Source organism: Paraburkholderia sp. D15 (assembly GCF_029910215.1).
In the GTDB taxonomy this organism is placed as follows: Bacteria; Pseudomonadota; Gammaproteobacteria; order Burkholderiales; family Burkholderiaceae; genus Paraburkholderia.
Map to the genome: position 1 here is coordinate 4,085,455 of NZ_CP110395.1, position 13,716 is coordinate 4,099,170.

Consider the following 13,716-nt stretch of genomic DNA (forward strand, 5'->3'; position numbering starts at 1 on the left):
TGTTACGCCGGTTCCAGCAGTTCGAGTTTGGTTTGCCTGGGTTTGAGCGGGATATCGGTCACTCGGCATGCCGTCTGTCCGATACGTTTCGCTTCAGCGATCAGGTCGGCGTCTTCCGTATAAATCGTTTTTGCGTCGAGCACGCGTGCGATGGCCAGAATCTGGCGGTCCACCTTGATTTTCTGCCAATGAGACCTGGAGGCGCCTTTCTTGCCACCCGTAGCACGTGTCGACTGATCGATAGCAGCGAGTTCGGTGGCCGCTATTTCGTCAAACGGAAGAATTCGAATGGCGCTGCGTTTTTTGAGAATCTGGATGACACCGGGTGTTCCTGATCCGACGCCACAGAGAAATTCGGCCCACGCCGGCGCTGGCACACCAATGACCGATTTTCTTTCGACGCTATCCCGAATTAGGCCGGAGATACGTTCGAACGCCTCGTCGTTTTCGTTTCCGGTTGATAAAGAAATGAGTACATTCGCGTCAAAGATGATCATCCACGCCTCGGAGTTTTTTCCACGCGCCTAACGGATCATCGAGATCCGCCCAACCATTGTTCGTCACACTACGCAATGCTTCGACAATGTCGCCCAGGTTTGCGTCATCCAATACCTCGAAGGTTTGGATAACCAACGATTCGAGCACCCACTTGCCGCCGCTTGCACGACTCCATTTGCCATTACCCGATACGCGCAAGGTTTCCGCCAGGAAGTAGCGCGACAGTTCCTTTGCCTGATCCCGCCCGCGAATCTCGCAGTTGATGACCACACCTTCGGCGTCACGAAGCGCAACCGGTATCGCGTCGTCTCGGCCACCAATCCGGATCACCACGCCATCGACCGTCGTGGGCTGATGGACAATGGTCGGCTTGACGCGCTCCACCTTACGGCCCGGAAACTCCAGAATTTTTGCCGTTCCGCCATGCGTGATAGTTGCGGCGGAATGGTCGGCCCGCAGTAACCGATCGATCGCGTGAAATGCCTTTTTCACGTCCGGCTCGGCATCCGCGCCGCCAACTTGCCGCAGGCGCTGCATGACCTTTGGATACGCAGCCTCCATGACACTCACCTGGAGGATCGCGCTACCTTTGCGCAGCCTGTCGAAATGAACGGAATCGTTGTTCCCGTACAAGATGGAAAGTTGCGCAAGGTATTGCGCCAGCCTGGCCATAGGCAGCGTATCAGGTGTGAGGCTATCGATTCTGAAGCTGAGGTGTTCCCGTTTTTCCATGTGCGTATCGAGCTGCGAAGATGGATCAACCCATCCCGAGCGGGAATCTTAACAGCGCACATTGATTCAAAACCTATCTATTTATTTAGTAGCTTTCCTTATTAAATAGACAAAGCGTCCGCGATCAAATGAAAAAGCCGGGTCACCCTCACAGGTGCCCGGCTTCCTTTTTCTTCACTACTTGAATGTACCGCTTATGTACCGCTTATGTACCGCTTTGTCGTCTCCACCTCTTCCTGCAACCATCGAACCAGCGCGGGCATTCAAGCATCCGCGCCGGTCCATCGAGACGATTAACGCGGCAGTTCCGAATGCCCCATCAGGAACGCGTCCACCGAACGCGCGCACTGGCGGCCTTCGCGGATCGCCCACACCACCAGCGACTGGCCGCGACGCATGTCGCCCGCGGTGAACACCTTGTCCACCGACGTGTAGTACGCCTTGTCGCCTTCGGTCGCGGCGCGCGCGTTGCCGCGCGCATCCTTGTCGACACCGAACGCTTCGAGCACCGGCGACACCGGCTGCGTGAAGCCCATCGCGAGCAGCACCAGGTCGGCCTTCATTTCGAATTCCGAGTTCGGCACTTCCTGCATCTTGCCGTCCTTCCATTCGACGCGCGCCGCGATCAGCTTCTCGACCTTGCCGTTCTTGCCTTCGAGACGCTTGGTCGCGACCGCCCAATCGCGCTCGCAGCCCTCGTCATGCGACGACGACGTGCGCAGCTTGATCGGCCAGTACGGCCACACGAGCGGCTTGTTCTCTTCTTCCGGCGGCTGCGGCAGCAGTTCGAACTGCGTGACGCTCTTCGCGCCATGCCGGTTCGACGTGCCGACGCAGTCCGAACCGGTATCGCCGCCGCCGATCACGACCACGTGCTTGCCCTTCGCGAGCAACTGGTTCGCGACCTTGTCGCCGGCGTTGACCTTGTTCTGCTGCGGCAGGAATTCCATCGCGTAATGAATGCCTTCCAGCTCGCGGCCCGGCACCGGCAGATCGCGCGGCGTTTCCGAACCACCGGCGATCACCACCGCGTCGAACTGTTCCTTCAGCTCGGCCGGCGTGATGGTTTCCTTCGCCGTGTTGCCGATGTACGCCGGCAGCGAGTCCGCCTTGCCGATGAACACGTTGGCACGGAACGTCACGCCTTCGGCTTCCATCTGACGCATGCGACGGTCGATCAGCCACTTCTCCAGCTTGAAGTCGGGAATACCGTAACGCAGCAGACCGCCGATCCGATCGTTCTTCTCGAACACCGTCACGTCATGACCCGCGCGCGCGAGTTGCTGCGCGACGGCCAGACCCGCGGGGCCCGAACCGACCACGGCAACCTTCTTGCCGGTCTTGTGCTTCGGCGGCTGCGGCGCAACCCAGCCTTCGGCCCAGGCTTTGTCGATGATCGCGTGCTCGATCGACTTGATGCCGACCGGGTCGTTGTTGATGCCGAGCGTGCACGCCGCTTCGCACGGCGCCGGGCAGATGCGGCCCGTGAACTCGGGGAAGTTGTTGGTCGAGTGCAGCACCTCGATCGCGTTCTTCCAGTCCTGATGGAACACCAGGTCGTTGAAGTCCGGGATGATGTTGTTGACCGGGCAGCCGTTGTTGCAGAACGGAATGCCGCAGTCCATGCAACGTGCGCCTTGAATCTTCGCTTCGTCGTCGCTCAATGCGGCGACGAATTCCTTGTAGTGCTTCACACGCGTGAGCGGAGCCTCGTACGTCTCGGAGCGACGTTCGAACTCGAGAAAACCGGTTGCCTTGCCCATGTGGTTCTCTTCTCTATCTGTATCAGGTGGGGTGATCTACACCCGCCGCGGCGCACCGTTCAACGGTGGCCGCGCGCGGCGGGTACGGCTTGGGGGTGACGTCGCGCTGGTTGCGTAACCAGCGAAGCGGCGCGTTACGGCAGTCTCGACACTCAGGCGGCGAGCACTTCCTTGTTCGCCTTCTTCGCGGCCATTTCGCCCAGCGCGCGCTTGTACTCGGTCGGGAACACCTTCACGAACTGACGGCGCGACGCATCCCAGTTTTCGAGCAGCGCCTTCGCACGCGGCGAGCCGGTGAACTGGAAGTGACGCTCGATCAAGCCCTTGAGCAGCGCTTCGTCGGTCGTGTTGCTGTGCCACAGGCCCTTGTCGACCGTGCGTTCCTGTTCGGCCTGTTGCAACACCGGATCGAGCGCGACCATCGACTTGTTGCACTTGCCCGCGAACGTGTTGTCCGGATCGAACACGTAGGCAACGCCGCCCGACATGCCGGCCGCGAAGTTACGGCCCGTTTCGCCGAGCACGACCACCGTGCCGCCCGTCATGTATTCGCAGCCGTGGTCGCCCGTGCCTTCGACAACCGCCGTCGCGCCCGAGTTACGCACGCAGAAACGCTCGCCCGCCACGCCGCGGAAGAACGCCTCGCCTTCCAGCGCGCCGTACATCACCGTGTTGCCGCAGATGATGTTTTCTTCCGACTTGCCGCGGAAATCGTTGGTCGGACGGATGATGATGCGGCCACCCGACAGGCCCTTGCCGACGTAGTCGTTGCCGTCGCCGACCAGATCCAGCGTGACGCCCTTCGCGAGGAACGCGCCGAAGCTCTGGCCCGCGGTGCCCTTCAACTGGATGTGAATCGCGTCGTCGGGAAGACCGTCGTGACCGTACTTCTTCGCGATCGTGCCGGACAGCATCGCGCCGACCGTACGGTTCACGTTGCGCACCGGCTGGATGAACGACACGTGTTCGCCCTTCTCGATCGCCGCCTTCGCCTTTTCGATCAGCGTGTGATCGAGCGCCTTGTCCAGACCGTGGTCCTGCACATCGACGTGCTTGCGCGCCACTTCCGCCGCCACTTGCGGCTGATAGAACACGCGCGAGAAGTCCAGACCCTTCGCCTTCCAGTGCTCGATGCCCTTCTTCATGTCGAGCAGTTCGGCGCGGCCGATCAGGTCGTCGAACTTGCGGATACCCAGTTGCGCCATGATTTCGCGCGCTTCTTCCGCGATGAAGAAGAAGAAGTTCACGACGTGTTCCGGCTGACCCTGGAACTTCGCACGCAGCACCGGATCCTGCGTCGCGACGCCGACCGGGCAGGTGTTCAGGTGACACTTGCGCATCATGATGCAGCCTTCGACGACGAGCGGCGCGGTCGCGAAACCGAACTCGTCCGCGCCGAGCAGCGCGCCGATCACGACATCGCGGCCGGTCTTCATCTGGCCGTCGGCCTGCACGCGGATACGGCCGCGCAACTGGTTCAGCACGAGGGTCTGCTGGGTTTCGGCCAGACCGAGTTCCCACGGCGTGCCCGCATGCTTGACCGACGACAGCGGCGAAGCGCCCGTGCCGCCGTCATGCCCGGCGATCACCACGTGATCGGCCTTGGCCTTCGCGACACCCGCGGCCACCGTGCCGACGCCCGATTCGGACACCAGCTTCACCGAGATGCTCGACGACGCGTTGACGTTCTTCAGATCGTGAATCAGCTGCGCCAGATCTTCGATCGAATAGATGTCGTGGTGCGGCGGCGGCGAAATCAGACCGACGCCCGGCACCGAGTAACGCAGCTTGCCGATGTATTCCGACACCTTGTGGCCCGGCAGCTGACCGCCTTCGCCCGGCTTCGCGCCCTGCGCCATCTTGATCTGGATCTGATCGGCCGAGGCGAGGTATTCCGCCGTCACGCCGAAACGGCCCGACGCCACCTGCTTGATCTTCGAGCGCAGCGAATCGCCGTCCTTCAACGGAATGTCGACGATCACTTCGTCGCCGATCACCGACTTCATGGTGTCGCCATTCTTGATCGGAATGCCGCGCAGTTCGTTGCGGTAGCGGTTCACGTCCTCGCCGCCTTCGCCGGTGTTCGACTTGCCGCCGATGCGGTTCATCGCGACCGCCAGCGTGGCGTGCGCTTCCGTCGAGATCGAGCCGAGCGACATCGCGCCGGTCGCGAAACGCTTGACGATTTCCTTCGCCGATTCGACTTCGTCGAGCGCAATCGCCTTGGTCGGGTCGAACTTGAATTCGAACAGACCGCGGAACGTCATGTGGCGCTTCGTCTGATCGTTGATCAGATGCGCGTATTCCTTGTACGTCTGATAGGAGTTGCTGCGCGCCGAGTGTTGCAGCTTGGCGATCGCATCCGGCGTCCACATGTGTTCTTCGCCGCGCACGCGGTACGCGTACTCGCCGCCCGCGTCCAGCATGTTCGCGAGGATCGGGTTGTCGCCGAACGCTTCGCGGTGCAGGCGGATCGCTTCTTCCGCGACGTCGAACAGGCCGATGCCGCCCACCTTCGACGAGGTGCCCTTGAAGTACTTCACCACCAGGTCTTCGGCCAGGCCGACCGCTTCGAAAATCTGCGCGCCGGTGTAGGACATGTAGGTCGAAATGCCCATCTTCGACATGACCTTCATCAGGCCCTTGCCGACCGCCTTGGTGAAGTTGTAGACCGCCTTCTCCGCCGACAGGTCGCCCTTCAGGCCGGCCGCGAGCTGGCCGAGCGTTTCCATCGCGAGGTACGGGTGCACGGCTTCCGCGCCGTAGCCCGCGAGCAGCGCGAAGTGGTGCGTTTCACGCGCCGAGCCGGTTTCGACCACCAGACCCGCGCTGGTGCGCAGACCGTGCTGGACGAGGTGCGTATGGATCGCGGCGGTGGCCAGCAGCGCCGGAATCGCGACGTTGTCGCGGTCGGTCTTGCGGTCCGACACGATCAGCATGTTGTAGCCGGACTTCACGGCGTCGACGGCTTCCGCGCACAGCGACGCCAGGCGCGCTTCGATGCCTTCCTTGCCCCACGCCACCGGATAGCAGATGTTCAGTTCGTACGAGCTGAACTTGCCGCCCGTGTACTGATCGATCGCGCGGATCTTGGCGATGTCCTTGAAGTCGAGCACCGGCTGCGACACTTCGAGACGCATCGGCGGGTTGATGTTGTTCGTGTCCAGCAGGTTCGGCTTCGGACCGACGAACGACACCAGCGACATCACCATGTTTTCGCGGATCGGGTCGATCGGCGGGTTCGTCACCTGCGCGAACAGCTGCTTGAAGTAGTGGTACAGCGTCTTGTTCTTGTTGGACATGACCGCCAGCGGCGAGTCGTTGCCCATGGAACCGACCGCTTCCTCGCCGGCTTGCGCCATCGGCGCCATCAGGAACTTGAGGTCTTCCTGGGTGTAGCCGAACGCCTGCTGGCGGTCCAGCAGCGCGGCGGCCTCGCGGCGTTCCGTCGCGACGTCCTCGGCCTTCGGCTCGATCTCGTCGAGCTTGATCCGCACCGCGTCGATCCAGCTCTTGTACGGCTTCGCGTTGGCGAGGTTGTCCTTCAGTTCCTTGTCGTCGATGATGCGGCCGTGTTCCATGTCGATCAGGAACATCTTGCCCGGCTGCAGACGCCACTTCTTGACGATCTTCGATTCGGGAATAGGCAGCGTGCCGGCTTCCGACGCCATGATGACCAGGTCGTCGTCCGTGACGATGTAGCGCGCCGGACGCAGACCGTTACGGTCGAGCGTCGCGCCGATCTGGCGGCCGTCGGTGAACGCGATCGCGGCGGGGCCGTCCCACGGTTCCATCATCGCGGCGTGGTATTCGTAAAACGCGCGGCGGTTGTCGTCCATCAGCGTGTGCTGTTCCCAGGCTTCCGGGATCATCATCATCATCGCGTGGACGAGCGGGTAGCCGGCCATCACCAGCAGTTCGAGACAGTTATCGAACGATGCCGTGTCGGACTGGCCCGGGTAGATCAGCGGCCACAGCTTCGGCAGGTCGTCGCCGAGCACGTGCGAGGCGATCGCGCCGGTACGGGCGTTCAGCCAGTTGACGTTGCCCTTCACCGTGTTGATTTCGCCGTTGTGGGCGATCATCCGGTACGGGTGAGCGAGCTCCCACGCCGGGAACGTGTTGGTCGAGAAGCGTTGGTGCACCAGCGCCAGCGCCGAGACGGTGCGCTCGTCCTGCAGGTCGCGGTAGTACACGCCGACCTGGCCGGCCAGCAGCAGACCCTTGTAGACGACCGTGCGCGCCGAGCACGACGGCACGAAGTATTCCTTGCCGTGCTTGAGCTTGAGCGCCTGAATGCGGTGGCTCGCGGTCTTGCGGATCACGTACAGCTTCCGCTCCAGCGCGTCGGTCACCATGATGTCCTTGCCGCGGCCGATGAAGATCTGGCGGATCAGCGGCTCGCTCGCCTTCACGGTCGGCGAAATCGGCATGGTGTGGTCGACCGGCACGTCGCGCCAGCCCAACACCACCTGGCCTTCGGCCTTCACCGTACGCTCGAGCTCCTGCTCGCAGGCGAGACGCGATGCGTGTTCCTTCGGCAGAAACACCATGCCGACGCCGTATTCGCCGTGCGGCGGCAATACCACGCCTTGCCTCGCCATTTCCTCGCGATAGAAGCCGTCCGGAATCTGGATCAGGATGCCCGCGCCGTCGCCCATCAGCGGATCGGCGCCGACGGCGCCCCGGTGGTCGAGGTTTTCGAGAATCTTCAGGCCTTGCTCGATGATCTCGTGGCTTTTCTTGCCCTTGATATGAGCGACGAAGCCGACGCCGCAGGCGTCATGTTCGTTTTGCGGGTCGTACAGACCTTGGGCGGCGGGAACCGGGTGAGTCGGTTGCTGGTGGTCGTTCATGGGGACACCGTCGTCTGTGAGGGGCCGGACAGGCCGTTAAAACCGTTTTTCTAGTGCCGCGGCGCGCAACTGCCACCGCGACGGCGCACTGTACGCTGGGATGCTACGCGTATCAAAAAGCGCCGGAATTCGGAATATACGCGACGAATCAAAGGAATAGCAAATAAAAGCTGATGGTCGATCCCCAATTATCAAGTTGGTGCATTGCGGTCTATTTTTAATAGTGCCACATCAAAACAGGGCAAAAGAAAACGGCATCCGCGGATGCCGTTACTTCCTGCTGCTTATCAAGCCCTTGATGCGAAACGCTTTATGGTTGCTGAGGCGTCTCGCGCACCTTGCGAGGCCGGCCGCGCGGCAGCGGCGATACGCGCCGGTTCGCGGCCCGCGCCGCCCACTCGCGATAGCTGTCGCTGCCCAACACCCAGCCCTTCAGCGTGGCCTGCTGAAGCTGACTGGCCTCGCGTTCGTCGAGCGGTTGCTCGCACAGCTCACGGTAGGCGCGCTGCCGCTCGAACGGCGTATTGCCGAGCGACCAGTACAGCGGATGGTCGGTGATCAGGCTGTCGAGCGTCAGGCCGATGTGGTGCCGATAGCTCGACCAGCGGTAGTCTTCCGGCGCGCCCACCAGTTGCGCGCGCACCGGACACATTTCGACGACGCGGCTCGCCAGCAGAAAATAGCGCTCGCCTTCGATCACCGTCGCGCGATATCGTCCTTCCCACAATGTGCCGCGCCGCGCGTAACGGCGGTTGAAGTGCGCCACGTAGCGGCGCCCGACCGCCTGCATCGCCTTCGGCAGACTCGACTCCTCGGTCGGCGTGACGAGGAGTTGGACCGCGCCCGGCATCAGCGCATAAGCGTGGATGGACAAACGATGATCGCGCGAAGCCGCTTTCAGACAATCGATGAAAAGCTCGTAATCCTGGTCGTCGACGAACGCGGGCTGCTGGTCGAGTCCGCGGAGGATGACGTGCTGCGGCTGGTCAGGGACATAAAGACGTGCAAGCCGTGCCATGCTGGAGTATCCGATAGTCGCGTTGGTACATACCCGAAGGTCCGAAGAACCGCATGCGCCCTACGTTCGGCGCGGCGCGGCTGAGCCAGAAACCACGCGGGGCTTAGGGAGAAAGCTCTAACCGGCGCGTATGGTTTGTTTCAAACGTTGTAGTCATAATGAGCGGGCCTTTTCTGGAGGAGCACATATGAAATTAAAACAGGCCGTAACGGGGCTCGCGGCGCTAGCCTGCATGTCAACGGCAGCGCATGCGCAATCGGCCGGCAGCTTTTACGTCACGACAGGCTGGTTCCATCTTGCACCTCAATCGAGCAGCGACCCGTTGAGAGTGACAAGCATCGGCGGCAGCCCCACCAACATCAACGAACCCAACACTGGCGCATCGCTCGGTTCCGCCGATACGCTGGGCTTCACCGCTGGTTACTTCGTCACCGACCACATCGCCACTGAATTCGTGATCGGCATTCCGCCTTCATTCGACCTGAACGGCACGGGCAGCCTCGAACAGTTCGGCAAGCTGGGTTCGGCGAAACAGTGGAGCCCGACTCTGCTGTTCAAGTACTACTTCAACGCACCGACCGCCTCGTTCCGGCCATATCTCGGCGTTGGCGTGAGTCGCATCTGGTTCACCGACCAGAAGATCACCAACGGCGCTTTCGAAGCCAACGTTCTGCATGGTCCGACCAGCGTCAGTACGGATAGTTCGTGGGAGCCGGTGTTTAATGCGGGCTTCACCTACGCGTTCAACCAGCACTGGTTCGCGGGCGTGTCGATCTCGTATCTGCCGCTGAACACCACCGCCAAGCTGACCACCGCGGCGAATACGCCGGTCGGTACGCTGACCGCCACGTCGCAAACCAAGATCAAGCTCAACCCGATCGTTTCGTACGTCAACATCGGCTACCGCTTCTGATCCACGCTGCCATGCCACGCGTCTTCCTCGACGAACGCTTCGCAAAAAATTAGGGACGCGTTTAGTTAGGTTAGTCGAATTTTCGGGGCTTGGACAACGCCGTCATATCCAATGGCGGCGTTTTTTATTTTGTGCGTGCGGCGCGCGACGCTCGTGCGGCGTTTGTAAATTTGACCCGCGAGCGCGCCGGCTTGTGCAATATCTGCTGACGAATAGGACTGCAGCGCGATGCGCTCGCGCGGCAACGCACGGGCTGGTGGGGACTTGCGGCGCGCTGGCCGGTTTGGCACCAAAGTTGCGACCCAAGGTGTTTCCCGCGTCGTGACGCGACGTTGCGCGTCGTACGTCACAGAGACGAGGCGTGGGACTCATTCACCTCATCGACGGAGCGACCATGACAGCACTTCCGAATACGCGAGACGCCCTCGGCGAATCCTGGACCAGCACCAGCCGCCGTGCGCGGCGTATTGCCCGGCACAGCCGCCACGCAGCCGAAGATATCGCCGGCGAACTGCGCACGCTAATGTCGGAACTTGAATCTACTTTGGCGGACGGCACCCAAGCAGACGCGGTGGCGTTGCGCAGCAAACTGCGCAAGCAGCTGGAAACGGCACGCGCCCGCTTGAACGACACGCGCGAAGCCGTGCGTGAACGCGCCGAAGTCGCGCTTTCGGACGCCGACGATTACGTGCATGAAAATCCTTGGCAGACGATTGCAATCGTCGGCGGTGTCGCGCTGATCGCGGGGGCGCTGTTCGCGTCGCGGTTGCGGTAGCGCGCATCGAAGCGATTTAAGCGATTGAAGCGCCACTCGCGGCTCGCTCGCCATTTGCGGGCCGCCGCGCGATCGGCGCAGATCGACGCCAATCAGTTGTCGTCGATCACGAACAGCCGCTGGTATTCCTTCACCGCGTAGCGATCCGTCATCCCGGCGATGTAATGCGCGATCAGCCGCGGTTGCTGCGCCGCGTCCGTCGACAGATAGCTCGGCGGCAGCAGCCTCGGATCCTCCGTGAACGCGTCGAACAGCCCGATGACGACGCGCCTCGCCTTGTTCGCCATCCGCATCACGCGGTAGTGGCGGTACAGGTTCTTGAACAGGAAGCGCTTGAGAATAGCGGCCTGCGCGGCGATCGCGTCGCTGTGCGCGACCAGCACGGGTGCTGCCCGCACCACGTCCAGCGAGTCCGGCGCATGGCGTACGAGGTTTGCCCTGGTCGCGTCGATCAGATCGACGATCAGCGTATTGATGATCCGCCGCACCGTTTCGTGGATCAGCCGACGCCCTTCGATGTGCGGAAAATCGCGGCGCGCCGCCTCGTAGTGCGTCTGCCACAACTCAACTTCCGCGAGCTGCTCGATGGTCAGCAAGCCGGAACGCAAACCGTCGTCCACATCGTGGTTGTTGTACGCGATTTCGTCGGCGACGTTCGCAATCTGCGCTTCGATCGACGGCTGGCGCCCATCGAGAAACCGCTCGCCGAGCGCACCGAGCCGCCGCGCGTTTTCGCGCGAGCAGTGCTTCAGAATCCCTTCCCGCGTTTCGAAGCAGAGATTCAGCCCGTTGAACGCTCCGTAGTGCTCTTCGAGATCGTCGACCACCGCCAGGCTCTGCAGATTGTGTTCGAAGCCGCCGTGCTCGCGCATGCACTCGTTCAGCGCGTCCTGGCCGGCGTGCCCGAACGGCGTGTGACCGAGATCGTGAGCGAGCGAAATCGCCTCGACGAGGTCTTCATTCACGCGCAGATTGCGCGCCACAGAGCGCGCGATCTGCGCGACTTCGAGGCTATGCGTGAGGCGCGTGCGGAACAGGTCGCCCTCGTGATTCACGAAGACCTGCGTTTTGTATTCGAGCCGGCGGAATGCCGTGGAGTGGACGATACGGTCGCGGTCGCGCTGAAACTCGGTGCGCGCGCTCGGCGCGGCTTCCGGATGACGACGGCCGCGCGAGTTCGCCGAATGCGCGGCATACGGCGCGAGGTGCGCCTCAAGGGCTTCCTGGGTGAGCACGCCATGCGCCGCCGCGCGGGCGCGGCCGGCCGGATCGTGCTGTACATCGTCGCTGCGCCTGTCTGTCAACGGATTCTCCGAAACCTAAGCGGCGCCCGCGACGCGGGTGCGTGATGCGTTGCCGGCAAACCGGCCGCGTTCCGATCTAGATCGCGGCGGCCAGCGTGGCGTGCACCTCGGCGTCGGGCGCCTGGGTGATCAGCGTCTCACCGAAACGCTTCAGCAGAATGAACTTGATCGCGCCGGCTTCCGCCTTCTTGTCGACCTGCATCAGTTCGACGTAGCGTGCTTCGCCGAGCGCGGGCGCGCGGGTGGGCAGGCGGGCGGCGACGATGACATCCACCAGACGCTTGCGCGCGGCTTCGTCGAGATAGCCCATGCGCACGGACAGGTCTGCCGCCATCACCATCCCGCAGCCGACCGCCTCGCCATGCAGCCACTCGCCGTAGCCGAGCCCGGCTTCGATCGCGTGGCCGAACGTGTGGCCGAAATTGAGGATCGCGCGCAGTCCGCCTTCGCGCTCGTCCTGCGCCACCACCGACGCCTTGATCTCGCACGACCGCTTGACTGCCTCGATCAGCGCTGCCGGTTCGCACCGGTTCAGCGCCTCGACATTCGCCTCGATCCAGCTGAAGAAGCCGGCGTCGGCGATCGCGCCGGTCTTGATGACTTCGGCGACACCCGCCGCCAGTTCACGCGCCGGCAGCGTGCGCAGCGTGCCGATATCGGCGATCACCGCTTGCGGCTGGTAGAACGCGCCGATCATGTTCTTGCCGAGCGGATGGTTGATGCCGGTCTTGCCGCCCACCGACGAATCCACCTGCGACAGCAACGTGGTCGGCACCTGGATGAACGGCACGCCGCGCATGTAGCAAGCCGCGGCAAACCCCGTCATGTCGCCGATCACGCCGCCGCCCAGCGCGATCAGCGTGGTCTTGCGATCGGCGCGCGACCCGAGCAGCGCGTCGAAGATCAGGTTCAGGGTATCGAGATTCTTGTAGGCCTCGCCGTCCGGCAACACGACCGTGGAGACCTGCTTGCCGAGCGGCGCCAGCGCGGCGCGCAGCGCGTCGCCGTACAGCGGCTCGACCGTGGTGTTGGTGACGATCGTGACCGAGCTGCCGGCGATGTGCGGCGCGAACAGCGCGGTCTGGCCGAGCAGATCGGCACCGATATGGATGGGGTAGGCGCGCTCGCCCAGTTCGACGTTGACGGTAATCATACGGTCCATTATGACGCAGGGTGTTTGGCGACTCCGGCCATCTCGAGCTGCATCAGAACCATGTTGACGAGTCCGTTGACCGAGGGCCGGCCGGTTTCGATGACGAAATGCGCGCATTCCCGATATAACGGATCACGCACTTCGTAGAGCGCTTCGAGACGCGCCTTGGGGTCTTCGGTCTGCAAAAGCGGGCGATTCTTGTCGCGCCGGGTACGCAGCCAGAGGTCGTGCGGATTGGCGCGCAGATAGATCACCACGCCGCGATTCTGCAGCGCTTCGCGGTTCTCGGGCCGCAGCACCGCGCCGCCGCCGGTGGCGAGCACGATGTTCTCGCGCCCGGTGAGATCGGAAATCACGCTCGCTTCACGTTCGCGAAAGCCCGCTTCGCCCTCCAGCTCGAAGATGGTCGGAATGCGCGCGCCCGTGCGCGCTTCGATTTCATGGTCGGAATCGAAGAACGGGCGATCGAGACGGCGCGCAATGGCCCGGCCCACGGTGGTTTTGCCCGCCCCCATGAGCCCTACAAAAAATACATTGGCGTGTGCGTCCCGCGCTTGCAACGGTGTCCTCTGGCTATTCCGGTATGGTTCGTGCCGCAGCTTACTGGCAAAGCGGCAGCCTTGTCGAGCCTGCGCGCCGCCCGAAAGCGGCCGCCGGCCCGTCCTGTCGCACCGCGCGCTGCACGGAGAAATCCCCGTTTAAGC

Annotated in this window: 10 protein-coding genes; 2 read left to right on the forward strand and 8 right to left on the reverse strand. The window is 62.7% G+C overall.

Translation table 11 applies throughout. The features are described 5' to 3' along the window. Positions 1–2: 2 nt before the first annotated feature. The 5 genes from LFL96_RS17825 to LFL96_RS17845 all read right to left on the reverse strand — a co-directional run bounded on the left by LFL96_RS17825 (position 3) and on the right by LFL96_RS17845 (position 8,867). Positions 3–497 carry a PIN domain-containing protein gene (locus LFL96_RS17825; protein WP_280996529.1) on the reverse strand — a complete coding sequence of 165 codons (495 nt, stop codon included), beginning with the start codon at positions 495–497 and terminating at the stop codon, positions 3–5. Next, positions 484–1,230 carry a hypothetical protein gene (locus LFL96_RS17830; protein WP_280996530.1) on the reverse strand — a complete coding sequence of 249 codons (747 nt, stop codon included), beginning with the start codon at positions 1,228–1,230 and terminating at the stop codon, positions 484–486. Before LFL96_RS17830 ends, LFL96_RS17825 begins: the two co-directional genes overlap by 14 nt. A 293-nt stretch (positions 1,231–1,523) precedes the next feature. Next, positions 1,524–2,993 (reverse strand): glutamate synthase subunit beta, encoded by a 1,470-nt coding sequence (locus LFL96_RS17835; protein ID WP_280996531.1) that lies wholly within the window; start codon positions 2,991–2,993, stop codon positions 1,524–1,526. Positions 2,994–3,145: 152 nt separating this feature from the next. Further along, positions 3,146–7,849, reverse strand: a complete 4,704-nt coding sequence (locus LFL96_RS17840) for a glutamate synthase-related protein (protein ID WP_280996532.1) — start codon at positions 7,847–7,849, stop codon at positions 3,146–3,148. 310 nt (positions 7,850–8,159) lie between these two features. After that, a complete protein-coding gene (locus tag LFL96_RS17845) occupies positions 8,160–8,867 on the reverse strand; it encodes a transposase (RefSeq protein WP_280996533.1) in 708 nt (235 codons plus the stop codon). 187 nt (positions 8,868–9,054) lie between these two features. On the opposite strand from LFL96_RS17845, the gene LFL96_RS17850 reads away from it, so the two are divergent. Continuing rightward, the gene (locus LFL96_RS17850) at positions 9,055–9,780 is read left to right on the forward strand and encodes an OmpW family outer membrane protein (protein WP_280996534.1); all 726 of its coding nucleotides are present in this window, start codon (positions 9,055–9,057) and stop codon (positions 9,778–9,780) included. 394 nt (positions 9,781–10,174) lie between these two features. Then, positions 10,175–10,555, forward strand: a complete 381-nt coding sequence (locus tag LFL96_RS17855) for a DUF883 family protein (RefSeq protein ID WP_281000817.1) — start codon at positions 10,175–10,177, stop codon at positions 10,553–10,555. Positions 10,556–10,647: 92 nt separating this feature from the next. On the opposite strand, the gene LFL96_RS17860 is transcribed toward LFL96_RS17855, so the two are convergent. The 3 genes from LFL96_RS17860 to LFL96_RS17870 all read right to left on the reverse strand — a co-directional run bounded on the left by LFL96_RS17860 (position 10,648) and on the right by LFL96_RS17870 (position 13,572). After that, complete coding sequence (locus LFL96_RS17860; protein WP_280996535.1) at positions 10,648–11,859, reverse strand: deoxyguanosinetriphosphate triphosphohydrolase; 1,212 nt, start codon at positions 11,857–11,859, stop codon at positions 10,648–10,650. 76 nt (positions 11,860–11,935) lie between these two features. Beyond that, positions 11,936–13,021 (reverse strand): 3-dehydroquinate synthase, encoded by a 1,086-nt coding sequence (aroB, locus tag LFL96_RS17865; protein WP_280996536.1) that lies wholly within the window; start codon positions 13,019–13,021, stop codon positions 11,936–11,938. Further along, the gene (locus tag LFL96_RS17870) at positions 13,021–13,572 is read right to left on the reverse strand and encodes a shikimate kinase (RefSeq protein ID WP_280996537.1); all 552 of its coding nucleotides are present in this window, start codon (positions 13,570–13,572) and stop codon (positions 13,021–13,023) included. Before LFL96_RS17870 ends, aroB begins: the two co-directional genes overlap by 1 nt. Positions 13,573–13,716 lie beyond the last annotated feature (144 nt).

Coding starts and splice junctions, on each gene's coding strand:
- LFL96_RS17825 (WP_280996529.1), bottom strand. CDS start 497: ATGATCATCTTTGACGCGAATGTACTCATTTCTTTATCAACCGGAAAC.
- LFL96_RS17830 (WP_280996530.1), bottom strand. CDS start 1,230: ATGGAAAAACGGGAACACCTCAGCTTCAGAATCGATAGCCTCACACCT.
- LFL96_RS17835 (WP_280996531.1), bottom strand. CDS start 2,993: ATGGGCAAGGCAACCGGTTTTCTCGAGTTCGAACGTCGCTCCGAGACG.
- LFL96_RS17840 (WP_280996532.1), bottom strand. CDS start 7,849: ATGAACGACCACCAGCAACCGACTCACCCGGTTCCCGCCGCCCAAGGT.
- LFL96_RS17845 (WP_280996533.1), bottom strand. CDS start 8,867: ATGGCACGGCTTGCACGTCTTTATGTCCCTGACCAGCCGCAGCACGTC.
- LFL96_RS17850 (WP_280996534.1), top strand. CDS start 9,055: ATGAAATTAAAACAGGCCGTAACGGGGCTCGCGGCGCTAGCCTGCATG.
- LFL96_RS17855 (WP_281000817.1), top strand. CDS start 10,175: ATGACAGCACTTCCGAATACGCGAGACGCCCTCGGCGAATCCTGGACC.
- aroB (WP_280996536.1), bottom strand. CDS start 13,021: ATGGACCGTATGATTACCGTCAACGTCGAACTGGGCGAGCGCGCCTAC.